A 26,266-nucleotide genomic window follows, 5' to 3' on the forward strand; every position below is an offset into this window, starting at 1 on the left:
GCTGCGCGGCAGCGGCGGCATCGGTCATCCCGAGCACGAGCAGCGACAGCAGCGCGCGGTCCGCCTGGCTCACGCTCGGGCCATCGTGGCCGGCAGGGGGGCGACCACGTCGGAGGGGCGACCGCGTCAGACGAGCAGGTCGAGCTCGCCGTCGGCGCCGGGGCGCAGCACCTGGCCGGCACCATCCGCCCACCGGCGCAGACCTCCGACCGATCCGATGCGCGGACGCTCGAACGCCAAGCGCCGCACCAGTTCGCCCTTGGTGTGCTTGTTGAAGTGGTTCAGCGCGCGTACGGTGCCGTCCGACCCCGCGGTGACGACCCGCAGATACACGCTGGGCACCTCGGCCGGCACCGGCCCGAGCGCCGCGTAGGCCTCCGAGCGCAGGTCCAGGATGAAGGAGGGGGATGCCGCGGCCAGCGCGGCGGACACCGCATCGGCCCACACCTGCCGCAGCGACTCCAGCCCGGGCAGGCTCGTCCCCGCCGCCAGCCGGTACGCGGGGATCGGGTCCAGGGCACCGACCGGCCCGAACGGTGCCGAGTGGATCATGACGTGTGCGCCGAGCCAGCGACGGGCAGCGGCATCCATCGTCCCGGCATCCAGTGCGTCATAGAGCACACCCGTGTAGCGGTCGGCGGCAGGCATCGTCGGCGCCGTGCGCAGGGCGGCGTTGTGCGCGATCTCGCCGCGCTGGCGCGCCGAGAGCTTGAGCACACGGGCGGCTTCGTCTTCGTCGGCGGCCAGCGCCACCAGCGCGTCGACGACCCGATCGCGATGTGCGGCCAGTTCGGGCAGGGCGAGCCGGCCGTGGTCGAGCACGCGCGAGCGGCCGCCGGGACGCTTCGTCTCGGACGGCGGCAGCAGGATCAGCACGACGACGGCTCCCCTTCTCGCAGCGCCCGGGGCGCGGCATCCTCGGCGCTCAACTCATCGAGCGCACACCGAAACGACGAGAGCACATCGATCTGTCGCCAGTTCGATGTGCTCCCGTCGAAATCATATGATTTCGACCCCAGGCGGGGGCGGGGTCAGGACGCCAGCGCGGCCTGACCTGCCACGATCGTGACGGTGTCGCGCTCCACCGAGATGAAACCGTCCTTGGCCGTGGCCACGACCTTCTCGCCGTCGGTGCCGGTGATGCGCACCTGACCCTCGGCGAGGATCGCGAGCACGGGCTCGTGGCCGGTCATGTACCCGGCTTCGCCCTCGACGGTCTTGGCGACCACGAGGGTGGCCTGGCCGGACCAGACCTCTTCTTCGGCCGAGACGAGAGTGACCTGCAGCGGCATGATCAGCCGTTCTCCTTCTGGATCTGCGCCCACTTCGCTTCGACATCGGCGATACCGCCGACGTTGAAGAAGGCCTGCTCGGCCACGTGGTCGAAGTCGCCCTTCACGATCGCGTCGAACGACTCGATGGTCTCCTTGATCGGCACCGTCGAACCCTCGACACCCGTGAACTTCTTGGCCATGTAGGTGTTCTGCGAGAGGAACTGCTGGATGCGGCGCGCGCGGGCGACGACGATCTTGTCCTCTTCGGACAGCTCGTCGACACCGAGGATCGCGATGATCTCCTGCAGCTCCTTGTTCTTCTGCAGGATCTGCTTCACGGCCGTGGCGACGCGGTAGTGCTCGGCACCGATGTAGCGCGGGTCCAGGATGCGGCTGGTCGAGGTCAGCGGGTCCACCGCCGGGTACAGACCCTTCGAAGCGATCTCACGCGACAGCTCGGTCGTCGCATCCAGGTGTGCGAACGTCGTGGCCGGAGCCGGGTCGGTGTAGTCGTCGGCGGGCACGTAGATCGCCTGCAGCGAGGTGATCGAGTGGCCGCGCGTCGAGGTGATGCGCTCCTGGAGCACACCCATCTCGTCGGCGAGGTTCGGCTGGTAGCCCACGGCCGAAGGCATGCGGCCCAGCAGCGTGGAGACCTCGGAGCCTGCCTGCGTGAAGCGGAAGATGTTGTCGATGAACAACAGGACGTCCTGATTCTGCACGTCACGGAAGTACTCCGCCATCGTCAGCGCCGACAGGGCAACGCGAAGACGCGTCCCCGGCGGCTCATCCATCTGGCCGAACACGAGGGCGGTCTTGTCGAAGACCCCCGCCTCTTCCATCTCGGCGATCAGGTCATTGCCCTCACGGGTGCGCTCACCGACACCGGCGAACACCGAGACGCCGCCGTGGTCCTGCGCGACGCGCTGGATCATCTCCTGGATGAGCACCGTCTTGCCGACACCGGCGCCGCCGAACAGGCCGATCTTGCCACCCTGCACGTACGGGGTGAGCAGGTCGATGACTTTGATGCCGGTCTCGAACATCTCGGTCTTCGACTCGAGCTGGTCGAAGCTCGGCGCCTGGCGGTGGATGCCCCAGCGCTCGGTGATCTCGATCTTCTCGCCGGGTGCGGCGTTGAGGATGTCGCCCGTGACGTTGAACACACGACCCTTGGTCACGTCGCCCACGGGCACCGAGATGGGCCCGCCGGTGTCACGCACATCCTGGCCGCGGACCATGCCGTCGGTCGGCTTCAGCGAGATCGCACGCACCAGGTCGTCGCCGAGGTGCTGAGCGACCTCGAGCGTGATCTCGTGCGTCTCGTCGCCGATGGTGATCGTGGTCTTCAGCGCGTTGTAGATGTCCGGGATCGCATCGTGCGGAAACTCGATGTCGACCACGGGGCCGGTGACGCGCGCGACGCGGCCGACGACCTGCGTCGCGGTGTCCTGTGCGGTGAGGCTCATGGCTTCTTCTCTTTCGATGGGGTCTATTTGCTGGACGCGAGGGCGTCCGCGCCGCCGACGATCTCGGCGATCTGCTGCGTGATCTCGGCCTGGCGTGCGTTGTTGCGCAGGCGGGTGTAATCGGTGATGAGCTTGTCGGCGTTGTCGCTGGCCGACTTCATCGCCTTCTGCGTCGCGGCGTGCTTGGCAGCCGAGGACTGCAGCAGCGCGTTGAAGACGCGACTCTGGATGTACACCGGCAGCAGCGAATCCAGCACGGACTCGGCATCCGGCTCGAATTCGTACAGCGGGTACACGCGCGACTTCTCATCGTCGGTCGATGCCTCGGCCACCTCGAGCGGCAGCAGACGCACCGTCTCGGGACTCTGCGTCATCATGCTCACGAAGCGGTTGTACACGAGGTGGATCTCATCCACGCCGTCGTCTTCACCGCCGCGCGTGAACGCGTCCAGCAGCGTGGCGGAGATGTCTTCGGCCCACGAGAAGCGCGGGGTGTCGGTCTCGCCGATCCACTCGGCTGCGGCCGTGATGCGGCGGAACTGGAAGTAGCCCACCGCCTTGCGGCCGACGAGGTAGAACACCGGCTCCTTGCCCTCGTCGCGCAGAAGCTGCGCGAGCTCGAGTCCCTCCCGCAGAATCTGCGCGTTGAACGCGCCGGCAAGGCCGCGGTCGGACGAGAAGATGACGACAGCCGAACGGCGCACCTGCTCACGCTCTCGCGTGAGCGGGTGGTCGACATCAGAGTAGGTCGCAACGGCCGACACCGCTCGCGTCACGGCCCGCGCGAACGGCGAGGCGGCGCGCACGCGCGCCATCGCCTTCTGAATGCGCGAAGCCGCGATGAGTTCCATCGCCTTCGTGATCTTCTTGGTCGTCTGAGCAGAAGCGATCTTCTGCTTGTAGACCCGGAGTTGAGCGCCCATGAATGCAGTCCCTAGGGCCTCAGCCCCGACGGCCCTTGACGATCTTCTCCTGGTTCACGTCTGCGGCATCGGCGGCATCGACCTCTTCGTTGCCCACAGCCGTGATCGACTGACCGTCACCCGGCTGGAACTGCGGGATGAAGTCGTCGGTCGCCTTCGTGAGGGCGGCGACGGTGTCGTCGTCGAGCACATTGGTCGAACGCAGGGTGTCCAGCACCGTGGTGTTGCGGCGCACGTAGTCGATCAGCTCGCGCTCGAAGCGCAGAACGTCTTCGACGGCGATCGTGTCGAGCTTGCCGTTGGTGCCGGCCCAGATCGAGACGACCTGCTCCTCGACGGGGTACGGCGAGTACTGCGGCTGCTTGAGCAGCTCGGTCAGACGTGCCCCGCGCTCGAGCTGACGACGGGATGCCGCATCCAGGTCGCTGGCGAACATCGCGAACGCCTGCAGCGAGCGGTACTGCGCCAGCTCCAGCTTCAGCGTGCCGGAGACCTTCTTGATCGACTTGACCTGGGCGTCGCCGCCGACGCGGGACACCGAGATGCCCACGTCGACCGCGGGGCGCTGGTTCGCGTTGAACAGGTCCGACTGCAGGAAGATCTGGCCGTCGGTGATCGAGATCACGTTGGTCGGGATGTAGGCCGACACGTCGTTGGCCTTGGTCTCGATGATCGGCAGACCGGTCATCGAACCTGCACCCAACTCGTCCGACAGCTTCGCGCAACGCTCGAGCAGACGGGAGTGCAGGTAGAACACGTCACCCGGGTAGGCCTCGCGCCCCGGCGGGCGACGCAGCAGAAGCGACACGGCACGGTAGGCCTCGGCCTGTTTCGACAGGTCGTCGAAGACGATCAGAACGTGCTTGCCCTGGTACATCCAGTGCTGGCCGATGGCCGAACCGGTGTAGGGAGCCAGGTACTTGAAGCCGGCGGCGTCAGAGGCGGGAGCAGCGACGATCGTCGTGTAATCCATCGCGCCGGCGTCTTCGAGCGCGCCCTTCACCGAGGCGATGGTCGAGCCCTTCTGGCCGATCGCGACGTAGATGCAGCGAACCTGCTTGTTCTCGTCGCCGGACTCCCAGTTGGCCTTCTGGTTGATGATCGTGTCGATCGCCAGGGCAGTCTTGCCGGTCTGGCGGTCGCCGATGATCAGCTGACGCTGGCCGCGGCCGACAGGGATCATGGCGTCGATGGCCTTGATGCCGGTCTGCAGGGGTTCGTGCACGCTCTTGCGCTGCATGACGCCCGGCGCCTGCAGCTCGAGCGCGCGGCGCCCTTCGGTCGCGATCTCGCCCAAGCCGTCGATGGGGGTGCCCAGCGGGTCCACAACGCGGCCGAGGTACCCGTCGCCCACGGGGACCGAGAGCACCTCACCGGTGCGGGTGACCTGCTGGCCGGCTTCGATGCCCGTGAAGTCGCCGAGGACGACGACACCGATCTCGCGCTCGTCGAGGTTCAGGGCCAGGCCCTGCGTGCCGTCCCCGAAGGTGACCAACTCGTTGGCCATGACGCCGGGCAGGCCCTCGACGTGGGCGATGCCGTCGGCCGTGTCAACGACCGTTCCGACCTCGGTTGCCGCCGCTCCCGTGGGCTCGTATGCAGCGACGAAGTCCTTCAGCGCGTCACGGATGACGTCGGGGCTGATGGAGAGTTCTGCCATTGTCTTCCTTTTGTTCGAGGGGCCTCGGCCCCGAAGTCACCGTCTTGCGACGGGAAATCCATGTCAGCCTGCGAGCCTCTGCCGCAGGTCGGTCAAGCGCGACGCGATGGACGCGTCGATCACATCGTCGGCGATCTGCACGCGCAGGCCGCCCACCAGAGTCGGGTCCACGACGGTGTTCACCGAGACGGTGGTGTCGTACTTGGCCGTCAGCATCGTTGCGATCCGCTTCGTCTGTGCTTCGCTCAGAGCGACGGCGCTGGTGACCGTGGCCACTGCGCGTCCGCGCTGGGCCGCCACGATCCCCTCGGCGCGGCCGAGCAGTTCGCGCACGCGCCGCTCGCGGGGGCGCTGGACGATGGATGCGGCGATCAGTGCGGTGGCCTGGCTCACACGATCCTTCAGCAGCGCGTCCACGAGCGCGCCCTTCGCCGCCGGGTCACCCAGACGGCCGCCCAGTGCAAGCTCGAGCTGCGCATCGCCGGCCACGACGCGGGAGAACTGGAACAGCTCGCGTTCCACGTCGGCGCTCGGCTCGCTCGACGCGGCCGCACGGATCGCGAGCTCTTCGACGGTGTCGACCAGGTCGGACGCGCGAGACCAGCGCTGCGCGACGACGGTCCCCAGCACCGAGCGCGTTGTCGCGCTCAAGCTCCCGAACACGTCGGCGACGACCTTCTCACGCGCGGTGATGCTGGCACCGTGATCGGAAAGCGCCCCGCTCAGCTGCGGCACGTCGGCCAGGGCACGTCCCGCGGCGAACAGCTCGCCGGCGACACCGAGGTCGACGCCGGACGCGGCAGCCAGGGCCGCGTTCGAAGCCGCAAGGGCCTGAGTGGTCGCGCTGCCCATTACTGCGCTGCCTTCTGTGCTTCGGATGCCTCGAGCTCGGCCAGGAAGCGGTCGACGACCGACTGGGCCTTCGCGTCGTCCGAGAGGGTCTCGCCGATCACACCGCCGGCAAGGTCGAGCGCGAGCGAACCGACCTCACCGCGCAACGACACCAGCGCGCTCTGGCGCTCGGCTTCGATCTGCGCGTGTGCGGCCGTGGTCACGCGACCCGCTTCAGCGGTTGCGGTTTCTTTGGCCTCGGCGACGATCTTCTTGGCGTCCTCGCGAGCGGCGTCACGGATCTCGCCGGCTTCTTTGCGAGCCTCGGCGAGCTGTGCCGTGTACTGCTCGAGGGCGACCTCAGCCTGACGCTGGGCCTCATCGGCCTTCTCGATGTTGCCCTCGATCGCGGCCGCGCGCTGGTCGAGCATGTCCTGCATGCGGGGCAGCACGACCTTCCAGAACACGAACAAGATCACGAGGAAGCACAGTGTGCCCCACACGAGGTCATAGAGTTCTGGAACCAGCGGGTTCGGTTCTGACTCCTGCGCCGCCAGAGTGACAAGAGCGTTAAGCATCCTGTCTCCTTACGTGAAGAGGGGGATCAGTAGCCGAAGATGAAGCCGGTGGCGATGCCGATGAACGCGAGCGCCTCGGTGAACGCGATACCGATCCACATGAGGACCTGCAGGCGGCCCGCCAACTCGGGCTGACGCGCAACGCCCTCGATCGTCTTGCCGACGACGATGCCGATGCCGATGGCCGGGCCGATGGCGGCGAGGCCGTAGCCGACCGTAGCGATCGAGCCCTTCACTGCGGCAAGGACCATAGTGGGTTCCACGGGTTTTTCCTTTCGTTGGGTGGGACGGCCTGTGCCGACCCGCTCAGTGCTCTTCCGCGATCGCGAGCTGAATGTAGACCGCGGTGAGGATTGCGAAGATGTACGCCTGAAGGACGGCCACCAGGATCTCGAAGACGGTGAAGGCGAAGCCGAAGGCGAGGGTTCCCGCGCCCAGAAGGCTCCACAGGCCACCGGCTGTGAAGAAGAAGAACCACGTCGCCGAGAAGAACAGGACGAGCATGAGGTGCCCGACCATCATGTTCATCAGCAGACGCAGGGTCAGCGTGACGGGGCGGATCAGGAACGTCGAGATGAACTCGAGGATCGCCACGAACCACACGAGGAAGACGGGGATGCCCGACGGCGCGAACGAGTTGCGCAGGAACTTCTTCGGGCTCTTCTTCAAGCCGGCGTAGATGAACGTCACGTAGGAGATGATGGCCAGCAGCAGCGGCACGGCGATTATGGCCGTACCCGCGACCTGCAGGCCCGGGACGATCCCGGTGAGGTTCATGAACAGGATCATGAAGAAGATCGTGGTCAGGATCGGCAGGAAGCGGTTGCCGTCCTTGCGACCCAGCAGGTCATGCGCGATGCCGTTGCGGACGAAGTCCAGTCCCATCTCGACGATGCTCTGGAAGCGGCCGGGGACCAGCTTCATGCGGCGCGTGCCGAGCCAGAAGATCAGGATCAGCGCGACAGTGGCGAAGATCTGGATGAGCGTGATGCGCGTGAGCGCAAAGGGCGTGCCTTCGAAGAGGACGACCGGAGGGAAGAACTCGAGGATCGACGGCGGATGGAATCCGCCATCGTTCTCCGCGGTTTTCGCAATGAGGGTCGCAGCTTCGGTAAACAGCGCTGGCTCCAACTTCGGGGCACCGGAGAACCGGTGCGACGATGATCGATGGGTTGCACACGCCGATCAACTCGGACTTCAGACGCGAGCGGGGCGGTGCAACACCACCCTATCAAACTCAGCGGGCTCTCACGTTCGCCGCGCGGGCTTCATCGCCCGTCGGCGTGCGGCGCCTCGTCTTCGGGCGCCTCAGTGGGCAGGTCGGCGGCCACCGCGGGAATGCGCATGCGCACCAGCACGACGATGTCGGTGACCAGGGCCGCCAGCACGCCCACCACGATCGCGATGAAGAACACGGTCGGCTGGATCCACGGCTGCCCGCGCAGCACGATCAGCACCACGATGAACACGATGAGCTTGAGGATCCATCCTCCCAGCACGATTCCGAAGAAGATCGGAACGTACAGGTCGTCGCCGAACCAGCGGTTGGCGATCAGGATGCTCGCCCCGGTGATGCCCAGGAACAGCGCTGCCAGGAGGATCCCCGCCAGTGCGCTGAACAGTCCGGGGGCGCCGGCGACGAGGAATCCGATGATCGCGCCAATGACGGCGAGCGCGCCGGTGACGACCGCCGACCAGATCAGGGTCGTGCGCAGAACGGGGGTGCTGGTGATGCGGCTCGCGCCGTCGGGCGTGGTCATCGGTTCTCCTCGTGCACGACCGGCACGGCGGCCGGTCGCGCGGATGCGGGCGGTGCGGCAGCGCCGGTCACGGCGGCGCCGGGGGCGTCGGGGGCGTCGGGGGCGTCGGGGGTGGATGCCGCGGCAACGGGCCTGCGGTGGTTGGGCATGAGCGTGACGACCAGGCACGCGGCGATGCCGATCACCCCGAACACCACGCCGCCCCAGTACTGGCCGGGCCAACCGTGGCTGACGCCGATGTACATGAGCAGGATCGACAGGCCGAGCACGGCGGTCCACGAGTAGAAGACGAGTACCGCAGTGCGCGCGGAGTGGCCCATGTCGAGCATGCGGTGGTGCAAGTGCTTGCGGTCGGGCGAGAACGGCGACTTGCCGCGCCAGTAACGGCGGATCACTGCGGAGCCGAAGTCGATCAGCGGAAGGATCGCGACGGCAACCGGCAGAAGGATGGGCACGAACGCGCCCAGCAGCTGTGAGCGGCCGAACTCGTCGGGGTCCAGGGTCGCCGGGTCGAACTGACCGGTGATCGCGATGGCGCTGGTGGCCATCAGCAGGCCCAGCACGAGGGCACCCGAGTCGCCCATGAACAGTTTGGCCGGGTGCCAGTTCATCGGCAGGAACCCCACGCACATGCCCACCAGAACCGCGGCGATGAACGATGCGAGGTTGAAGTAGCTCGATGCGCCCGAGTCGCGCACCACGAAGTAGGAGTACGCGAAGAAGATGACGCCGGCGATCAGACACACGCCGGCCACCAGGCCGTCCAGGCCGTCGATGAAGTTCACCGCGTTCATCACGATGACGATCGCGAACACCGTCAGCGTGAAGCTGACCCCCGCCGAAGGCACCGTCATCCCGCCGATGGGGAGCGAGTAGATCTGCAGCTGCCCGAACCAGGCGATGATGCCGGCGGCCAAGAACTGGGCGGCGAGCTTGATCATCCAGTCGAGGTCCCACAGGTCGTCGGCGACGCCGACGAGCACCGTGAGCGCCATCGCCGCCAGGATCGCCCACACCGTGCGCGGGTTCGTCCAGAAGATCTCGAAGTAGGGAGTGAACGCCGACACGGCGAAGGCGGCCACGGCGCCCAGGAACATCGCGATCCCACCCAGGCGCGGTGTGGGAGTGGTGTGCACGTCACGCGCACGGATCGCCGGATACAGCTTGTACCGCAGCCCGAGCCTCCACACCGCCCACGAGAACACCAGCGTGACCGTGGCGGTGAAAAGGATCGTGAAGATGTACTGCTTCACCCGGCGTCACCGGTGGGGTCAAGATCGGGCTCGACCACCGCCGCCGGCTGCGCAAGCGGGTCGGGCTCCGGTTCGGGGTCTGATTCGGGGTCTGGCTCGAGCACGTCGCCGAGCACCTCACGCAGGCGGTCTCGGCTGATGGCCCCATCGCGCAGGACGCGCACGATGCCGTCACCGCCGACCAGCCCGGTCGCATCGACGATCGTGGACGAGATGCCGGTCTCGCTGAAACCGGCGTCGAGGTACACCGCAACGCTGTCGCCCAGCATTCTCTCGGCATCCTCTGCACTGATCGCGGCCGGTCGTCCCGTGAGATTCGCGCTGGACACGGCCAACGGCCCGGTCTCTTCGAGCAGCTCGAGCGCCACCCGCTGCGCAGGCATGCGCACGGCGACCGTGCCGTGCGTCTCGCCGAGATCCCACGACAGCGACGGCTGGGCGGGTAGCACGATCGTCAGTCCTCCGGGCCAGAACTCGTCGATCAGCAGGGCGACCGCCTCGGGGGTCTCGGAGACCAGCGCGTCCATCATGGGACGCCCGGCCACCAGCACGGGCGGCGGCGATTGCCTGCCGCGGCCCTTGGCCTCGAGCAGGCGTGTGACCGCCTCGGGCGAGAACGCGTCAGCGGCCACGCCATAGACGGTGTCGGTGGGCATCACGATCAGTTCGCCGCGGCCGATCGCCTGGCGTGCGTGACGCATACCGGCGAGCAGCTGCGCCGGATCGTCGCAGTCGAAGAGGGGGGACATGTCCCGACCAGTGTAGCGACGGCGGCCCAGGGATCACCGCACGATCAGGGGTGCACGGCGAACGTGACGCGGTCGCGTCCGGTGAGGTCGGTGCGGGTCTGGGCATCGACCCATCCCGCGGCTTCGAGGATGGCCCGGGTGCCGCCGCCCTGCCATTCGCCGTGCTCGATCACGACCAGGCCGCCGGGCCGGGCAAGGCGCAGCGCGACCCCGGCCAACACGCGCACGACGTCCAGGCCGTCGTGGCCGCCGTAGAGGGCCTCTTCGGGATCGTGGAGCTGCACTTCGGGATCGCGCGGGACTGCGGCATCCGGAACATACGGCGGATTGGATGCCACGACGTCGACGGTCCCGTCCAGCTCGGTCAGATCCGTGGCCAGGTCGCCGCGCACGAGGTGCACATTCGCAGCGTGATGGCGCGCGATGTTGCGCGCGGCCCAGGCGTGCGCCTGCGCGGACCGCTCGAGGGCCCACACTTCGGCGCGGGGAACCTCGGTGGCCATCGCGAGGGCGATCGCACCGCTGCCGGTGCCCAGGTCCACCGCGCGCGGGTGTGCGGCCGGGACGTCGTCGAGCGCATCGATCGCCAGCTGCGCGAGCACCTCGGTCTCGGGTCGCGGCACGAACACACCCGGGCCCACTTCGAGCTCGAGGTGACGGAATGCCGCCAGTCCGGTCAGGTGCTGAAGCGGTTCGCGGTTCGCGCGCCGGGCGATGAGCTCGCGCAGACGCGCCGCCGGTTCGGCGCCCAGGACGTCGTCGCGGATGTAGGCAGCCTGCACTCCCCCGCGTGACAGGCCGATCACATGCCCGATGAGCAGTTCGGCGTCCACGATCGGGTCGGCCACTCCGGCACGCGCGAGGATGTCGGCGGCACCGCGCAGAGCCGCAGACATGCGCACGGGCGCGTGGTGCGCGGGTGCCGCGGGAGAGTCGGGTTCTTCGTGCGAGGTCATGGGCTGATTCGAGCCTACCGGCCGGGCACGTAAGCTTGACGGGCGCCCTCGTAGCTCAGTGGATAGAGCGGCGGACTCCTAAGCCGCGCGTCGGAGGTTCGATTCCTCTCGGGGGCACACCCGTCAGCCCGTGGGTGCGTGCGCTCCTCGCGCAGTGCGCGCAGATGCACGGCGGCCCACGGCCGGAAGGCCCGCCACGCCTGCGACACTGCTGTGCCGCGCCATCGGCCACCTCCCGGTCGCGGTGTCGGCACGTGTGAATCCCCTCCGAAAGAACCCGTGTGCTTGCATCGGCGGTTCGATCGCGGAATCGTTGCGGGTTCCGAAGGGCCCTACGGAAGGAGAGCACATGCTCACACTCACCGAGAACGCCGCCACCGCGGTGAAGACCATCATCGCGCGCGGAGCGGAGACCGAGACAGCAGGCCTGCGCATCCACGGATCGGATGATCCGGCGCAAGGATTCGCATTGACCGTCGCAGCCGCACCTGAGACCAGCGACGCGATCGTCGACGAGTCGGGCGCGCGGGTGTTCCTGGACACCGACGCCGCCACGGCGCTGGACAACCAGGTGCTGGACGCCGAGGTCGACGAGGCGGGTGCCGTGCACTTCGCTCTCGCGATGAAGCGCTGACGCGCAGGCGACCCAGGGGTTCCGGCCGGTCGGTCGGGACCCCTTCTTCGTGTGCCGGCACTGCCTGAACCGCAGAACGCGACCGCGTTCGCGGAATGTGGCAGCGCGAGTCACCGCCCAATTCGTCGCGCTACTCGAATCGGCACCCGCTACCGCAAGACACAGGCGCGAACGCAGAACACGACAGCGCAAGACGACGGAACCGCCAGAACACAGGCGCGGACGCAGAACACGTGCGCGAACGCAGAATGCGACCGCGTTCGCAGAACCAGACGGCGCATGCGCTATTGAAAGTCCCGCGAGCGGTGGGTCACCCCCACGCGCAGGTCTTCGAACGCGTCGGCGACCAGGTTCGTCACGCCTTCGACCGAGCGTTCCACGATGCCGCGCACGATCAGCGCCGGTGCATCGCGCACCACGCGCCGGTACCGCTGCCAGACCCCGACCGAGCACACCACGTTGACCAGGCCGAATTCGTCTTCGAGATTCACGAATGTGACTCCGGATGCCGTCGCCGGCCGCTGTCGGTGCGTCACCAGACCCGCGACCTCGACCCGTCGTCCCACTTCGTGCTGCCGCAGCCCGTTCGAGGTGATCACGCCGCGTGCATCCAGCGGAGCGCGGAAGTGCGTCATCGGATGGTCGTCGGTCGAGATGCCGGTCGCCCACAGATCGGCGGCCAGCCGCTCATAGCTCGACGGATCGGGGAACAGCGGCGGCTGCACCGACACCATCGAATCGGGCAGGAATTCGGCGCGGTCCATTGCCGCGGAGCCGGCCATCCAGATCGCATCGCGCCGGCGCAGCCCCAGAGCGTCGAAGGCACCGGCGGTGGCCAGTGCCTCGAGCTGGGCTGCGGTCACCCCCACCCGACGCACGAGGTCGCGCATGTCGCGATAGCGGCCGTGGGCATCGCGTTCGGCCACGATCTTCTCTGCCAGCGCCACGCCGACGCCCTTGACCGCCGCCAGTCCCAGGCGCACAGCGAACGCCCCGTCGCGGCGATGCGCGGCGGAAGCGTCGGGTGCGTCCCTGTCGAAGGCCCCGACCGGCGGCTGTTCGGGGTCGAGGCAGGAGTCTCGACCTGTGGGGGTGAGGTCGGGGTGCGCGGCTTCCGGCCCTTCGCCTCGCTGCGCCGCAGGGGCATCTCGCTGCGCCGCAGGGGCATCTCGCTGGGACTGAGGGGCATCTCGCTGCGCCGCAGGGGCATCTCGCCGCGTCTGAGGGGCATCTCGCCGCGACCGCTCAGGGACCGGGGCGTCGACCGGCTCGACGAGCGCATGCACGCCCGAGACGTGCAGGTCGGGGCGACGCACCTGCACGCCGTGCCGCCGGGCATCGCCGGTCAGCGTCGCCGGCGAATAGAACCCCATCGGCTGTGCCCGCAGCAGCCCCGCCAGGAATGCCGCCGGATAGTGCAGCTTCAGCCACGAACTCGCGTACACCAGCAGTGCGAACGACAGCGAGTGCGACTCGGCGAAGCCGAAGTTCGCGAACGCCTGGATCTTCGCGTAGATCGCGTCCGCGGCATCCCCCACCAGTCCGTTGCCCGCCATGCCCTCGTACAGCTTCTTCTTGAGCGATTCGATGCGCTCGATGCCCCGCTTGGAGCCCATCGCCCGTCGCAGCAGGTCGGCATCTTCGCCGGTCAGGCCCCCGACGGCCATGCCCATCTGCATGAGCTGCTCCTGGAAGACCGGAATGCCCAGGGTCCGCTCGAGCACCGGCTCGAGCTTGGGGTGCGCGTAGGTCACCGTCTCGAGCCCGAGCTTGCGGCGCACGAACGGGTGCACCGCCCCGCCCTGGATCGGCCCCGGGCGGATCAGGGCGATCTCGATCACGAGGTCGTAGAACTCCCGCGGCTGCAGTCGCGGCAGCAGCCCCATCTGTGCGCGTGATTCCACCTGGAACACCCCTATCGAGTCGGCCCGGCACAGCATGTCGTAGACGGCCGCCTCTTCTTTCGGGATCGTCGAGAGCTCCCACACCTCCCCCGTCGAGTCCCGGACGAGATCGAACGTGTACTGCAGGGCGGCGAGCATGCCCAGACCCAGCAGGTCGAATTTGACCAGGCCCATCCACGCGGCGTCGTCTTTGTCCCACTGGATGACCGTGCGATCCTGCATGCGCGCGTGCTCGATCGGCACGACCTCGCCGACCGGCCGCTCGGTGAGCACCATGCCACCGGAGTGGATGCCCAGGTGCCGCGGCGCCTTCAGCAGCTCTTCGGCGTATTCGATGACCTGGTCGGGGATGTCGTGGCCTTCGGCCGTCGACAGCGACGACCCCCATCGCTCGACCTGCTTCGACCAGGCGTCTTGCTGCCCGGGCGAGGCGCCCAGCGCCCGGGCCATGTCGCGGACCGCGTTCTTGGGCCGGTACTGGATGACGTTGCACACCTGTGCGGCGCGCTCGCGCCCGTACTGCCGGTAGACCCACTGGATGATCTCTTCACGCCGATCGGAGTCGAAATCAACGTCGATGTCGGGCTCTTCGTCGCGCATGCTCGACAGGAACCTCTCGAACGGCAGGTTGTAGCGGATGGCGTCGACGGCGGTGATGTCCAGCAGATAGCACACGGCGCTGCTGGCCGCCGATCCCCGCCCCTGGCACAGGATGCCGCGGCGCCGCGCTTCTTGCACGATGCCGTACACGATCAGGAAGTACCCCGGAAAGTCCTTCTGCTCGATGACGTCGAGCTCGTGCGCGATGCGCGTGCGCCCCGCCGAGCCGAGCGTCGGATACTTGCGCGGCACGGCATCCCACACCAGCTGCCGCAGATACGACATCGGCGTGTGCCCGCCGGGCACCTCGAGCGTGGGCAGCGCGGGCTTGACCGATCGCAGCGAGAAGGCGAGCTCGTCGGCCAGTGTCACCGAGCGCGCCACCGCCCCCGGGTAGCGCGCGAACCGTCGCCGCATCTCTTCGCCCGAGCGCAGATGCGCCCCCGCGTGGGCGGGCAGCCATCCGTCCAATTCGTCCAGGCTCCGATTCGCGCGCACCGCGGCGACTGCCGCGGCCAGGTGCCGGCGCGCGGGCTCCGCGTAGTGCACGTTGTTGGTGGCCACCACCGGCAGGCCCCGATCGGCGGCGAGGGCCGCGAGCAGATCGTTGGTCGCGGCATCCAACGGCTCACCGTGATCGATGAGCTCGACGTGCACGGCGTCCCGGCCGAACAGTGCCACGAGACGGTCGAGTTCGGATGCCGCGGCCTGCGCACCGCCGGTCAGCCCCTCGTCGTCGAGAGCCCGGCGCACGGCACCCTTGCGGCACCCGGTGAGGATCGCCCAGTGGCCGTCGGCCCGGGCTGCCAGCTCGTCGAGGTCGTAGAGCGGGCGGCCCTTCTCGCCACCGCGCAGCTGCCCGTGCGTGATGGCCGCCGCCAGCCGGTGGTAGCCCTCCTGCCCGCGTGCGAGCACCAGCAGGTGGGAGCCGGCGGGGTCGGCCTGCCCCTTCTGGAGCTTCGGCAGCTCGAGCGACAGCTCGGCGCCGTAGACCGTCTTGACCTGTCTGCCCTGCGCGGCCTCGGCGAAGCGCACGACGCCGTAGAAGCCGTCGTGGTCGGTGATCGCCAGGGCGTGCAGGCCGAGGCGCTCGGCTTCTTCGACGAGCTCTTCGGGAGAGGACGCTCCGTCGAGGAACGAGAACGACGAGTGCGCGTGCAGCTCGGCGTACGGCACGGCATCGGCCGGGGGCTGGATCGGCGGCGGCACATACGGCCCGCGCTTGTGCGACCAGGCCGGGCTGTCGTCGGCGCCCGCGCCGGCGGGGACCGGGCTGGGCCTGCGCCGGTCGCTGAGCACCCGCTCGATCTCGGACCACGGGACCGACGGGTTGTCGAACCCCATCAGCGTGCCCCTCGCGCGTCAGTCATAGCGGGCCTCGGCGCTCCATCGGCCGTCTTCGCACACGAGCAGCCATGCCCCCTGGTCGGCGTCGACGACCTGGAACCGGTGCGCGCGCCGCGCGCGCCGCGCGTCCCACCCGCGCTCATCGACGGTCCACGGCCCCGTCCACGACACGATCTCGCGGCGCCGCCCACCCTCGGTGAGCACGGCCGGAGCGGCGGTGAGCGTGCCGCGCTCGTCGACCTCGACGGCCAGCCCGCCGCCCGCTGCGGCGACCTCGACTGCACGGGGCGGACGGAACACCGTCGCCGGCGCCGGCGCCGGCAGGCTGCCCGGCCACGGCCTGTCGCGCGGCTGCTGCCCCATGCCCCGGTCGCCCCACGGCACGAGCACTTCGCGCTCGGCGAGCCACCTGCCGCCGCCGAGCTGCGGTGTCAGCACGCCCCGATGCCCGAGCATCGCCTGCACGCGCGAGAGCGCATGGTGCACCCGATCGTCGGGTCCCGAACCGAAGATCGCGGGCTGGTGGTGGGATGCCGCATCCACCGCCTCGGGGGCGATCCGCACGAGCGCGACCCCGCTGCGCAGCACCCGGTTCTGCGCGTCGTCGGCCAGCTGCCAGCGCACCCGGTCGACGACTGCGGCGGCATCGAATGCGCCCCCGCTGCCGGAGCCCGAGTGCAGCCAGACCCTCTCGCTGCGCTCACCGCGCTCTCCGCTCAGCTCGATCCGCAGCTCGGTGCACACCAGGTCGACCGCCCCGAGCCCCGCGATGAACTCGTCGGCGGCGATGCGCACGCCGAACGCGACCTGCTCGGTCGCCTCGAGCGCCGGTTCGAACGCGACTTCGCGGTCGAGCTCGGCCGGCGGCGTGCGCGCGATCACCGGCTGCGAGTCGGACCCGGCCGCCAGATCGTGCAGGCGCAGGCCGTGCGGACCGAACCTGTCGCGCACGCGCGTGGCCTCGAGCGCCGCGAACGCGCCGAGCGTGTGCACGCCCAGACGGGAGAGCAGATGCACGAGCGCGGCGTCCTCGAGCACCGCGACCGGAAGCGGGGCCAGGAACGCCGCCGCTCCCCCCGCCTCGACCACTCGCACCGGATCGTCGTCACGCGTGGCGCGCGCCGCCTGTTGCGCGGTGAACGGGCCGTCAGCGATCCCCGCGCGCACGCCCGGCAGATCCTGCTGCTCGGCCAGGATGTCGAGGATCTCGCACGCAGCGGCCACCTCGCCCCCGTAGAAGCGTGCGGGACCCCGCACGCGCAGTGCGCACAGGCCCGGGCGGATGATCTGCACCCCCGGGGCGAACTGCTCGATGCGGGTGACCACGGGCGAGAACACGCGCTGGTCGCGGGCGGGATCTGCGGCGATGACCTCGAGACGCGGCGAGCGGGACTGCGCGTCACGACGGCGCTGCCCGCGTCGCACGCCGTCGGCACGCGCAGACGCCGAGCACGCCACGACTGTGTTGTCGTGCACGATCGCGATCGGCCCGGATTCGGCCGCACCGTCACGCAGCAGCGCCGTGACCGGCCAGTCGGGAAACCACAGCACCAGGCTGCGCACCGGGGCCTCCATCTCACCCCACCGCCCGCATCCGTTCGCTCTCGTCGAGCCATGCACCGCCTGCACGGGAGCCCATCCTGACACCGGCTCCGGAACCGTCCGGCAGCAGCATCCTCGACCTGCGCGGTGTCGGCCGGCGCCTGCTGCGCATACTCACGGTCACCGTGCGCGCCCGGAGGTTGCCGTGGCCGTCTCCCAGACCCGTCCACTCAGAGCTGTCGACGGCCAGTGCCGCCTCGGCCTGCGACCACTCCCCCTGCACGAGCAGCACCCCGCTGCGGTCACGCAGCCGGGCCGCCAATCGGGATGCCTCGGCGGCGCTGGTGCGCCCGGTCGGCCGGATCGCGACCACGGGAAGCACGTCGGCGAGGGTCGCTGCCACGGCGAGCCACCGCGGACCGGGCTCGGGCACCAGGACGAGCCGGCCGAGGTCGACTCCCATCTGTGCGGCGGCCTCGGCGCCCAGCTCGGGCATGCCCACCACGGCACACCAGGAGCCCTCTTGCGTGGGCTTGGCCAGCAGCGCCAGCAGCAACGACATCGACGCGTCGAGAGTGTAGGCGGCGCCCGCACGCAGCCCGCCCCCGGGCAGGAGCGACGATAGGGCAGGGAGTACCGGGAACACCGGCGCATCGAGCCGACGCCCCTGCGCCCGCTCGAGCTGGACGCGCAGTCGTGAGACTTCGCTCACCACCGTGCTCGAAGCCGTGCTCACCGCCTCGGCTGTCTGCGCCCCCATGATCGCCCTCACTTCTTCATGCTAGAACACATGTTCTAGATGATCAATCGTGAGAACGACGATAAACCCTCCTTCCGACATCCGAACCGGCACTATCCATTCGCTATGTTCGACAGTCACCGTCTGCCGCGGGCGAGGGCGTCACCGGCACGAAGTCCCTCTTCGAACGCGGCGACCGCGTTCAGACCGGCGGTGTTGCGCGCGCCGCCGATGACCGTGTGGGCGATGCCGCGCGCACTCAGCTGCGCGGCCAGCTCTGTCCGTGAGGTCTGTCCGGCTGCGACCACGACGACATCGGCCTCGATGACCTCCTCGGCTCCGTTCACCTCGATGCGCACTCCGTCGGGCTCGATCGCCCGATACGACACGTCGGTGAGAGTGCGCACCCCGCGCCGGCGGATCGCCTGGACGGCCGCCCACCGGGTGGTCACTCCCATCCCCGCACCGATCGGTCCGCTGCGCCGCATGATCGTCACCTGCCGCGCCGGCGCCGGCACCGCGCCGGCGCGCAACCCGTACTCGCGCTCGAAGCGCTCCTTCCGGTCCGTCTCCTGCCTGGCATCGGGTCCTTCGACCAGCAGGTGCGCCAGGTCGACGGCGATGCCGCCCGCACCGATCACCGCGACGCGCGAGCCCAGCTGCCCCGCGCCCGGGTGCAGCAGCTGCGCGAAGGCCTGCGGGTAGTCGAGCACGTTCGCCCCGTCGATGCCCGGCAGCTCGACCCGGCGCGGTGTGACGCCCGTGGCCACGATCACGTGGGCGAACTCCGCGAGATCGTCCACGGTCGCCGTGCGACCCGTGCGCACCTCCACGCCCAGGCGGTCCAGCGCGCGCGCGAACGATCGCGCGCACTCGGCGAAATCACTCTTGCCCGGCACGGCGCCGGCCAGCAGGAACTGACCGCCGATCACCTCGCCGGCCTCGAACAGCGTGACCCGGGCACCGGCGAACGCCGCCGCACGCGCCGCTTCCATCCCCGCAGGTCCCGCCCCCACGACGGCGATGCGCGGCGCCAGGGCTCCGTCCGCACCGCTGCCGCCGCCCGCAGCACCTCCCTCGCCCTCACGGGGGCGCTCCGGCACGAGGGGAAATTCGAGCTCACGGCCGGCACGCGGATTGACCGTGCACGAGACCGGCTCCAGCCCGAACGAACGGTCGATGCACGCTTCGTCGCACGCGATGCACGGAGTGACCTCTGCCGCTCGGCCGGCGAACGAGACGGCCACGATGTGCGGATCGGCCAGGAACGGCCGGGCCATCGAGACCAGATCCGCCTCGCCCGTCGCCAGCACCTGCTCGGCCTGGGCCAGCGTGTTGATGCGACCGGCCGCAACGATCGGCACGGTGGCCGCCGCAGCCGCCAGCGCCCCGCGGATTCGTCCCGCCACCGAGGTGAAAGCCCCGTGCGGCACCAGCGTCTGCACCGTTGGCACCGCAGCTTCGTGCCAGCCGATGCCCACGTCGATCGCATCCGCCCCCGCCTTCACCAGCGACAGCGCCAGCGCGTCGACCTCATCGGGCGTCGAGGACCCCTCGACCAGGTCTGCGCCCGAGATGCGCACGAGCATCGGCGCGCCCGCCGCCGCCTCGCGCACGGCCCGCACCACCGCGACAGGAAAGGCCTGCCGACGCACGGCGTCGCCGCCCCACTCGTCGTCGCGCAGGTTCGTCACCGGTGACGCGAACTGGTTGAGCAGATAGCCTTCCGAGGCCATCACCTCCACACCGTCGAAGCCCACCTCCACGGCCATGCGTGCGGCGGCGGCGAAATCGGCGATGGTCGCGGCGATGCCGTCTTCGTCCAGCGCCACCGGGGTCGCGCCCGAGAACCGGCTGTGCACCGCCGACGGCGCCACCGGAGTCAGACCGAACGACGAGGTGAACGCGTACCGGCCGGCGTGGAACAGCTGCATCGCGATGAGCCCGCCGGCACGGTGGACGGCATCCACCACGACACGCCAGGACGCTGCGTGCGCGGGGTCGCCTGCCAGACTGTAGCCCGCGTTTCCCGCACCGACCCGGCTGACCGCGACCCCGCCGGTGACGATCAGTGCGGCCCCGCCGCGCACCCGCTCGGCGTAGAAGGCTGCCAGGGCCGCCGGGTCGCCGGTCTCGCGGTTCAGGTGCATCGAACCCATCAGCACCCGATGCGGCAGTGTGAGCGCGCCGATGCGCACCGGCGTCTGCACCGTCGGGTATCGCGCCGACGGGTGTCTCACCGGCGCAGCGCCCATACCCTGGCCCTGACCTGACAACGGCTATCCCCTGGTCGGGCGCGGCGGCAGCCCCAGCGGGTCGGTCGTGTCGTGCCAGTACGGAGGTGCTGCCACGGTCATGCCCCCGTCGACGACGATGGTGTGCCCGGTGATGTAGCCCGCACGCCTCGACAGCAGGAAGTCGATGGCGTCGGCCATGTCGTCCACCGTTCCCGGCCGCCCCAGCGGAATCGCGTCGATGACCTTCTGCATCGGCGCCATCCCGGGCATCGAGTAGAAGTACTCCAGGGAGTCGGAGTCGATCAGCCCGCCGTTCACGCCGTTGACGGTGATGCCATAGCCGGCGAACTCCACCGCCATGAACCGCACGAACGACTCGATCGCCGCCTTGTACGACCCGAGGGCCGCATACGTCGCGAACGCGCGCATGCTTCCGTAGCTGGAGACCGCGACGATCCGCCCGCCGTCGTCCATGAGCTTCACCGCCTCTTGTGCGCCCAGCACGAACGGTCGCAGGTTCATGGCATATGAGCGGTCGAGATGGTGCGTCTTCAGGTCTGTCACGCGTTTGAAGGCTGCGGCGGCCGCGTTGCTGACGAAGAAGTCGAGGCGGCCGTACTCCTCGGCGACCGCGTCGAACAGCCGCACGATGTCTTCGGGGCTCTCCATGTCGGCTTTCACCGCAATGCCGTCACCGCCGCGCCGCCGGGCTTCGGCGACGACCTCGTCGGCGAGGTCGGCGTTGGTGCGGTAGTTGACGACCACGCGGGCGCCTTTGCCTGCCAGCAGCAGCGCGAGGGTGCGGCCGATGCCCCGCGATGAACCGGTGATCAGCGCGATCCGTCCGTCGTACTCGCGCGATGGCGACCCGCTTTCGGGGGCGGATGCCGCGGTCACGAGCGTGCTCCGTCGCTCGCGCGGGCGAAGATCTCTCGGGCCACCACCGTCTTCTGAATCTCGTTGGTTCCCTCTTCGAACCGCTGGGCGCGCGCATCCCGATAGACCCGTTCGATCGGCGAGGTCTGCCAGTAGCCGACGCCGCCGTGCACCTGCAGCGCCTTGTCGGTCACCCGCGTGAGCATGTCGACGGCGATCATCTTCGCCATCGACGACAGTGCAGGCGCCTCGCTCGCATCCCGCTCCCATTCCCGTGCCGCGTGCAGTGTCAGCTGCTTGGCCGCCTGGATGTCGGCTTCGTTCTCGGCGATCGAGAACGCGATCGCCTGCCGTGCGGCGATCGGCTTTCCGAACGTGACCCGCGTGCGGGCGTACTCGACGGCGAGCTCCTGCGCGCGTTCGGCCAGGCCCACGCAGCTCATCGCGACCGAGATGCGGCTGGGCGTGAGAAAGCCGCCGAGGGCGATGGCCAGCCCCTCGCCTTCGTCTCCCACGCGCTGGGCGACCGGCACGGGAGTGTCGACGAAGGTGAGTGAGGCGTGGTCGGTGCCGTGCACGCCCATCGTGTGCGAGGTGTCTTCGACCGTCGCGCCGGGCGCGTGCCGGTCCACGAGCAGGGCGACCACTCCGTCCTTGCCGGTCGTCCCCTCCAGCCGCGCGAACAGCAGCCAGTGATCGCAGCGGACGCCGAAGGTGATGAGGTGCTTGCGCCCGTTCAGCAGATAGACATCGCCCTCGCGGCGCACTGTGCAGGTGAGGTCGGCGCCGGTGCCGTTGCCCGGCTCGGTGAGGGTGAAGGCCACGAGGGTGTCGGCGGCGACCATGGGCTTGACGAATCGTTCACGCTGCTCCTGCGTGACGTACGGGTTGATGGCGCGCCAGGTGCCGTTGAGCACATGCACCAGCATCCTGATCGACGCGTGCGAACGCGAGAAGACCTCCATCAGCCCCATCCACTGCGTGAACGCCAACCCGCGCCCGCCGAGCTCGACCGGCGCCGCCATGCTCAGAAAGCCGTGCTGCTTCAGTTCGGCGAACAGTGCGGGCGGCACGGAGTCGGTCTGCTCGATCACCTCGGACCATCGCTCGCCCGGACCCTGCACCCATTGGGTGACCTCGCCCAGCAGGGCGTCGTATTCAGGCTGTTCGATTCGGCTTCCACGTCCGTCGAGAGTGATCGGGCTGCTGGTCATCGAGGGTGTCCTCCCTGTCGGTGTCGGTGTCGGTGTCGCTGTCGGGCAGCGCGGCCAGGCGCTGCGGCTTGAGGGTCGCCGCGCGTTCGCGCAGCAGGAACTTCTGCACCTTGCCCACCGCATTGCGCGGGAGCTCGTCGACGATCTCGAGCCGCTCGGGCCAATAGCTCTTGGAGACGAGGCATTCGTCGAGGTAGCGCTGCAGCTGCCGGAACGTGAGTGTGCGTCCCGGAGCGAGCACGGCGAACGCACACGCCCGCTCTCCCAGTCGCGGGTCGGGCATCGCGACGATCGCGACGTCATCGATGGCCTCGTGCCGGTACAGCAGCTGCTCGATCTCTGAGACCGGCACCTTCTCGCCGCCCCGGTTGATCACGTCGCGCACGCGTCCCGTGATGCGCAGATACCCGTCGTCGTCGATCGTGGCCAGATCGCCCGTGCGATACCAGCCGTCGGCGGTGAAGGCCTCCGCTGTCAGATCAGGTCGGTCCAGATATCCGCGGAACACCGTCGGGCCGGTCAGCTCGAAGTCGCCCTCCACGCCCGGAGCGACGGGGTGCCCGGCTGCATCGACGATGCGCAGCCGCACGCCGTGCAGCGCCTTGCCATCGGTGCCCCATGCCTTCGTCGCGGGATCGGCCGGACTGCCCAGGGCTGCAAGTCCCGTCTCGGTGGTGCCGAACGCGCCGCACACCGTCGCTCCCAGCACACGCGTGGCGTGCTCGGCGAGCGCCCGTGGCACCGCGGCGCCGGTGGCCACGAAGATCCGCAGTGCACGCGGCGGTGCCGCCCCGGCCTCGACTTCGCGCACGAGATCGGTGAGGAAGGGGGTGGCCGCCTGCACGAACGTGCCCTCCCACTCGTCGAGCACCTCCAGCGCGCGCTTGCCGTTCCACGCGCGCTGCACGATCTCGGGCACTCCCAGCACCCACGACAGCCACATGCCGTAGAGGAATCCCGTCTGGTGCGCGAGGGGTGAGGGGATGAATATCGTGTCCGTCGAGTTGAGCGGCAGCTGCTCGATCTCCATCCATGCGGCACGACTCAGGCTCTCGTGGGTGTGGATGACGCCCTTGGGCTCACCGGAGGTGCCCGAGGTGAACAGCAGCTGTGCAGCATCGGCGGGCTCGGGGGCGCGCGCATCCAGCGCCGCTCGGTCCACGTGCGCCCACGCGGAGGCACGGTGCCAGGCGTACCAGGCCACGCCCGGGTTCTCGCACGACGGCACGACGTGCGCGACACCGGGGGTCAGATGCATCACCAGCACGTTCCGGACCGCGAGTTCGACGGCCTCCGGTCCGTCCAGGATCTCGGCGAGCTCACGGTCGTGCTGCCTGCCGCGGTGATTGTCGGCGACGATCACGATCTTGGCCTGCGAGCGCTTGAGCGCGAAGGCGACCTCACGCTGGCGGAAGATGGGCATGATCGGGCAGATCACCGCGCCGATGCGGGCGGCGGCAGCGGCCACCACCACGAAGCCGGCGCAGTTGGGCAGCTGCACGGCCACGCGGTCGCCGTGCTGCACACCGAACTCGAGCAGCAGCGCCGCGGCCTTGTCGACCGCCTGATCGAGCTCCGCCCAGGTCAACGGCACGGTGCGTTCGGGGGCGGCATCCACCAGCGCGAGAGCGTGCGGACGCTCGGTCGCCCACCGCCGGATCCACTCGGCCCCGGTGACGCGGCCCGCCGCCTGTGCGGAGCCTGCCGGAGGCATCCGCCGGGCGGTGGGCCGGGCCGGACCCCTCTCCACCTGCATGTCCACGTGCAGATCGGTCATCGCGTCCAGGAACTGCGGGTAGGAGATGCGGTACGCGTTCGGGAACGTGAGCGTCGAGCGCCCGGTCGCCGACGAGGCCGCCACGGCCAGCGACATCAGCACCCGGTGGTCGTTGAACGACGACAGGTGTGCTCCGTGCAGCTGCCGCACACCGCGGATGCGCAGGTCGGTGCCGTCGAAGCTGAGGTCGCCGCCCATCTCGTTCAGCTGCAGCATCGAGGTCACCCGGTCGGACTCCTTCAGACGGACGTGCTCCACATTGTGGAACACGCTCTCGCCGTCGGCGACGGCGGCCATCGCCGAGAGCACCGGAAGCATGTCGGGAACGGCGCGACAGTCCACGTCGACGGCATTCAGCCGCTGCCCGTCGTGGCGGATGCGCACGCCGCCGGATTCGAGGTCCACCTCCATCGGCAACCCCATCTGCTGCGCGATGGCGAGGAATTCCGCCTCAGGGTGATCGACGTGGCCGGGGTCGATGCTGTCCAGGCCCCTCAGCAGCACGTCGGCGGGGCGCAGGCCTGCCACGGCGATCCCGAACGCCGCCGATCCGATGTCGGGCGGCAGGCGCAGGTCGACGGGGTGCGCACTCTGGTCGGGGTCGATGTCGTACCGGCGCCCGCGATCCGATACCTCCACCCGCAGCCCGAACTGCGCCATCATCCTGATGGTCAGATCGACGTAGCTGCGCTCGTTGAACACACCGTCGATGAGAACGGTCGTGTGCGCCGTCGCGAACGGCGCGATCAGCAGCAGCGCCGAGATCCACTGCGACAGCGTGCCGGCGATGTGCACGGTGCCGCCTGCAGGGCGGCCGTGGTGCACGAGGATCGGCGGAGAATCCGTCGGGGATGTGGCATCCACCCCCATGTCGTTGAGCGCACGCAGCAGCGGACCGATCGGTCGGCGCTCGAAGTACTTCTGACCCGTGATCGCCACGTCACGGTCGGCGAGGGCGGAAAGGCCCACCATGAAATAGAGGGTGGTGCCCGAACTGCCCACGCTCTGGCGCTCCCGGCGGGGATGGTAGCGGCCTCCGTGCACGACGAAGGTGTCGCCTTCGACTTCGATCGGAATGCCCATCGAGCGCAGCAGACCGACCGTGTACTGCACGTGCCGCGCGTCGCTGAGCCCGGAGATGCGACTGGTCCCGGGGGCGAGCGAAGCGAGGATCAGCGCGCGGTGCGCATGGTATTTGGAATTCGGCACCTGCACTGTTCCGTGCACGCGCGCCGTACTTCCCGCAACTGACAGGTGCATCCCATAACCTCCCGTCTTTCGACGCGAACGGTCACTGGTCCCGACGGCTCGCGTCCCCGGTCGCCACGTGTGACCATACTCCCGGCCGGGGCCTCTGTGGGGTGCTCACAGAAAGCACTTGGCCACCGCATAGGTGGGCCGGTTCGCGGCTGATATCATTCGCTCGCCCGGGCTCAGGCGGCCAGGGCCAGATACGGCTCCCAGCACGGATCGGCCCGTTCGGTGCCACGCACCGACCAGTGAGCGCCGTGCGGCGGGTGCGGAGCGAACCGCAGCGTCCATGACATCTCCTGAGGGGTGCGGTTGCCCTTCGTGTTGTTGCACCGCTGACAGCAGGCGACGAGGTTCTCCCAGGAGTCCGATCCTCCCCGCGAGCGAGGCATCACGTGGTCGATCGTGCCTGCCGAACCGCCGCAGTACGCGCAGTGGAAGCCGTCGCGTCGCAGCACACCACGCCGCGTCACCGGCACGCGCCGGGCGCCGGGCAGCCGAACGTAGCGCGTGAGGATGATCACCGCGGGTCTGTCATAGACGCGGCACGGCCCATGGACCGGATCATCTTCGACATGCTCGATGACCGTGGCCTTGTCGTTCATCACCAGGACCAGGGCCCGGCGGAACGAGACCACGGCGAGCGGTTCGTATCCTGCGTTCAGCACCAATGTGCGCATCTGCCATCCTCA

General features: G+C 69.2%; 22 protein-coding genes and 1 tRNA gene. 2 read left to right on the forward strand and 21 right to left on the reverse strand.

The window, feature by feature from the left end:
- Positions 1–126: 126 nt before the first annotated feature.
- The 13 genes from QU603_RS11185 to prmC form a co-directional block, all read right to left on the reverse strand.
- On the reverse strand, positions 127–876 hold the full coding sequence (locus QU603_RS11185) for a YaaA family protein (RefSeq protein ID WP_308491467.1): 750 nt from the start codon (positions 874–876) through the stop codon (positions 127–129).
- A 155-nt stretch (positions 877–1,031) separates the two neighbouring features.
- A complete protein-coding gene (locus QU603_RS11190) occupies positions 1,032–1,292 on the reverse strand; it encodes a F0F1 ATP synthase subunit epsilon (RefSeq protein WP_308491468.1) in 261 nt (86 codons plus the stop codon).
- Positions 1,293–1,294: 2 nt separating this feature from the next.
- Complete coding sequence (gene atpD, locus QU603_RS11195) at positions 1,295–2,743, reverse strand: F0F1 ATP synthase subunit beta (protein ID WP_308491469.1); 1,449 nt, start codon at positions 2,741–2,743, stop codon at positions 1,295–1,297.
- Between the two features lie 23 nt (positions 2,744–2,766).
- On the reverse strand, positions 2,767–3,666 hold the full coding sequence (locus QU603_RS11200; RefSeq protein ID WP_308491470.1) for a F0F1 ATP synthase subunit gamma: 900 nt from the start codon (positions 3,664–3,666) through the stop codon (positions 2,767–2,769).
- Positions 3,667–3,685: 19 nt separating this feature from the next.
- Positions 3,686–5,326 (reverse strand): F0F1 ATP synthase subunit alpha, encoded by a 1,641-nt coding sequence (gene atpA, locus QU603_RS11205; RefSeq protein WP_308491471.1) that lies wholly within the window; start codon positions 5,324–5,326, stop codon positions 3,686–3,688.
- A 63-nt stretch (positions 5,327–5,389) separates the two neighbouring features.
- Positions 5,390–6,178 (reverse strand): F0F1 ATP synthase subunit delta, encoded by a 789-nt coding sequence (locus tag QU603_RS11210; RefSeq protein WP_308491472.1) that lies wholly within the window; start codon positions 6,176–6,178, stop codon positions 5,390–5,392.
- Positions 6,178–6,735 carry a F0F1 ATP synthase subunit B gene (locus tag QU603_RS11215; protein WP_308491473.1) on the reverse strand — a complete coding sequence of 186 codons (558 nt, stop codon included), beginning with the start codon at positions 6,733–6,735 and terminating at the stop codon, positions 6,178–6,180. Before QU603_RS11215 ends, QU603_RS11210 begins: the two co-directional genes overlap by 1 nt.
- Before the next feature lie 26 nt (positions 6,736–6,761).
- Entirely contained in the window at positions 6,762–6,986 is a 225-nt protein-coding gene (gene atpE, locus QU603_RS11220; RefSeq protein ID WP_308494005.1) for an ATP synthase F0 subunit C, read from the reverse strand.
- Positions 6,987–7,041: 55 nt separating this feature from the next.
- The gene (gene atpB, locus QU603_RS11225) at positions 7,042–7,866 is read right to left on the reverse strand and encodes a F0F1 ATP synthase subunit A (protein WP_308491474.1); all 825 of its coding nucleotides are present in this window, start codon (positions 7,864–7,866) and stop codon (positions 7,042–7,044) included.
- A gap of 137 nt (positions 7,867–8,003) precedes the next feature.
- Positions 8,004–8,495 (reverse strand): Cg1360 family ATP-synthase-associated protein, encoded by a 492-nt coding sequence (locus tag QU603_RS11230; protein ID WP_308491475.1) that lies wholly within the window; start codon positions 8,493–8,495, stop codon positions 8,004–8,006.
- Positions 8,492–9,748 carry an MraY family glycosyltransferase gene (locus QU603_RS11235; protein WP_308491476.1) on the reverse strand — a complete coding sequence of 419 codons (1,257 nt, stop codon included), beginning with the start codon at positions 9,746–9,748 and terminating at the stop codon, positions 8,492–8,494. Before QU603_RS11235 ends, QU603_RS11230 begins: the two co-directional genes overlap by 4 nt.
- Positions 9,745–10,497, reverse strand: coding sequence for an L-threonylcarbamoyladenylate synthase (locus tag QU603_RS11240; protein WP_308491477.1), 753 nt, complete (start codon positions 10,495–10,497; stop codon positions 9,745–9,747). Before QU603_RS11240 ends, QU603_RS11235 begins: the two co-directional genes overlap by 4 nt.
- A 44-nt stretch (positions 10,498–10,541) precedes the next feature.
- The gene (gene prmC / locus QU603_RS11245; RefSeq protein ID WP_308491478.1) at positions 10,542–11,453 is read right to left on the reverse strand and encodes a peptide chain release factor N(5)-glutamine methyltransferase; all 912 of its coding nucleotides are present in this window, start codon (positions 11,451–11,453) and stop codon (positions 10,542–10,544) included.
- Positions 11,454–11,497: 44 nt separating this feature from the next.
- Between prmC and QU603_RS11250 the strand changes: the two genes are divergently transcribed.
- Positions 11,498–11,570: transfer RNA gene (locus QU603_RS11250), tRNA-Arg, on the forward strand.
- Between the two features lie 232 nt (positions 11,571–11,802).
- Positions 11,803–12,087 carry a Fe-S cluster assembly protein HesB gene (locus QU603_RS11255; protein ID WP_308491479.1) on the forward strand — a complete coding sequence of 95 codons (285 nt, stop codon included), beginning with the start codon at positions 11,803–11,805 and terminating at the stop codon, positions 12,085–12,087.
- A 284-nt stretch (positions 12,088–12,371) separates the two neighbouring features.
- Here the strand turns inward: QU603_RS11255 and QU603_RS11260 are convergent, their stop codons facing one another.
- The 8 genes from QU603_RS11260 to QU603_RS11295 all read right to left on the reverse strand — a co-directional run bounded on the left by QU603_RS11260 (position 12,372) and on the right by QU603_RS11295 (position 26,254).
- Entirely contained in the window at positions 12,372–15,935 is a 3,564-nt protein-coding gene (locus QU603_RS11260) for an error-prone DNA polymerase (protein WP_308491480.1), read from the reverse strand.
- An 18-nt stretch (positions 15,936–15,953) separates the two neighbouring features.
- Positions 15,954–17,513, reverse strand: a complete 1,560-nt coding sequence (locus QU603_RS11265) for a DNA polymerase Y family protein (protein WP_308491481.1) — start codon at positions 17,511–17,513, stop codon at positions 15,954–15,956.
- Position 17,514: 1 nt separating this feature from the next.
- Positions 17,515–18,252 carry a DnaE2-dependent mutagenesis accessory factor ImuA' gene (imuA', locus tag QU603_RS11270; RefSeq protein ID WP_308491482.1) on the reverse strand — a complete coding sequence of 246 codons (738 nt, stop codon included), beginning with the start codon at positions 18,250–18,252 and terminating at the stop codon, positions 17,515–17,517.
- Between the two features lie 104 nt (positions 18,253–18,356).
- Positions 18,357–20,459 (reverse strand): oxidoreductase, encoded by a 2,103-nt coding sequence (locus QU603_RS11275; RefSeq protein WP_308491483.1) that lies wholly within the window; start codon positions 20,457–20,459, stop codon positions 18,357–18,359.
- Positions 20,460–20,498: 39 nt separating this feature from the next.
- Positions 20,499–21,353, reverse strand: coding sequence for an SDR family oxidoreductase (locus QU603_RS11280; RefSeq protein ID WP_308491484.1), 855 nt, complete (start codon positions 21,351–21,353; stop codon positions 20,499–20,501).
- Positions 21,350–22,546: an acyl-CoA dehydrogenase family protein gene (locus QU603_RS11285; RefSeq protein ID WP_308491485.1), complete on the reverse strand. Its 1,197-nt coding sequence runs from the start codon at positions 22,544–22,546 to the stop codon at positions 21,350–21,352. The genes QU603_RS11280 and QU603_RS11285 overlap by 4 nt, the downstream gene beginning before the upstream one ends.
- Positions 22,491–25,583: a carboxyvinyltransferase gene (locus QU603_RS11290; protein ID WP_308491486.1), complete on the reverse strand. Its 3,093-nt coding sequence runs from the start codon at positions 25,581–25,583 to the stop codon at positions 22,491–22,493. The genes QU603_RS11285 and QU603_RS11290 overlap by 56 nt, the downstream gene beginning before the upstream one ends.
- 173 nt (positions 25,584–25,756) lie before the next feature.
- Positions 25,757–26,254 carry an HNH endonuclease gene (locus QU603_RS11295; RefSeq protein ID WP_308491487.1) on the reverse strand — a complete coding sequence of 166 codons (498 nt, stop codon included), beginning with the start codon at positions 26,252–26,254 and terminating at the stop codon, positions 25,757–25,759.
- Positions 26,255–26,266 lie beyond the last annotated feature (12 nt).

The sequence above is a fragment of the Microbacterium terrisoli genome (assembly GCF_030866805.1).
Classification (GTDB): Bacteria; Actinomycetota; Actinomycetes; order Actinomycetales; family Microbacteriaceae; genus Microbacterium; species Microbacterium terrisoli.

What these genes read in the sequence shown, in the direction of transcription:
- QU603_RS11210 (WP_308491472.1), bottom strand. Translation starts at nt 6,178, where the DNA reads ATGGGCAGCGCGACCACTCAGGCCCTTGCGGCTTCGAACGCGGCCCTG.
- QU603_RS11295 (WP_308491487.1), bottom strand. Translation starts at nt 26,254, where the DNA reads ATGCGCACATTGGTGCTGAACGCAGGATACGAACCGCTCGCCGTGGTC.
- QU603_RS11255 (WP_308491479.1), top strand. Translation starts at nt 11,803, where the DNA reads ATGCTCACACTCACCGAGAACGCCGCCACCGCGGTGAAGACCATCATC.
- QU603_RS11215 (WP_308491473.1), bottom strand. Translation starts at nt 6,735, where the DNA reads ATGCTTAACGCTCTTGTCACTCTGGCGGCGCAGGAGTCAGAACCGAAC.
- QU603_RS11265 (WP_308491481.1), bottom strand. Translation starts at nt 17,513, where the DNA reads ATGGAGGCCCCGGTGCGCAGCCTGGTGCTGTGGTTTCCCGACTGGCCG.
- QU603_RS11290 (WP_308491486.1), bottom strand. Translation starts at nt 25,583, where the DNA reads ATGCACCTGTCAGTTGCGGGAAGTACGGCGCGCGTGCACGGAACAGTG.
- QU603_RS11200 (WP_308491470.1), bottom strand. Translation starts at nt 3,666, where the DNA reads ATGGGCGCTCAACTCCGGGTCTACAAGCAGAAGATCGCTTCTGCTCAG.
- QU603_RS11190 (WP_308491468.1), bottom strand. Translation starts at nt 1,292, where the DNA reads ATGCCGCTGCAGGTCACTCTCGTCTCGGCCGAAGAAGAGGTCTGGTCC.
- atpA (WP_308491471.1), bottom strand. Translation starts at nt 5,326, where the DNA reads ATGGCAGAACTCTCCATCAGCCCCGACGTCATCCGTGACGCGCTGAAG.
- atpD (WP_308491469.1), bottom strand. Translation starts at nt 2,743, where the DNA reads ATGAGCCTCACCGCACAGGACACCGCGACGCAGGTCGTCGGCCGCGTC.
- prmC (WP_308491478.1), bottom strand. Translation starts at nt 11,453, where the DNA reads ATGACCTCGCACGAAGAACCCGACTCTCCCGCGGCACCCGCGCACCAC.
- atpE (WP_308494005.1), bottom strand. Translation starts at nt 6,986, where the DNA reads ATGGTCCTTGCCGCAGTGAAGGGCTCGATCGCTACGGTCGGCTACGGC.
- QU603_RS11240 (WP_308491477.1), bottom strand. Translation starts at nt 10,497, where the DNA reads ATGTCCCCCCTCTTCGACTGCGACGATCCGGCGCAGCTGCTCGCCGGT.
- QU603_RS11230 (WP_308491475.1), bottom strand. Translation starts at nt 8,495, where the DNA reads ATGACCACGCCCGACGGCGCGAGCCGCATCACCAGCACCCCCGTTCTG.
- QU603_RS11260 (WP_308491480.1), bottom strand. Translation starts at nt 15,935, where the DNA reads ATGGGGTTCGACAACCCGTCGGTCCCGTGGTCCGAGATCGAGCGGGTG.
- QU603_RS11285 (WP_308491485.1), bottom strand. Translation starts at nt 22,546, where the DNA reads ATGACCAGCAGCCCGATCACTCTCGACGGACGTGGAAGCCGAATCGAA.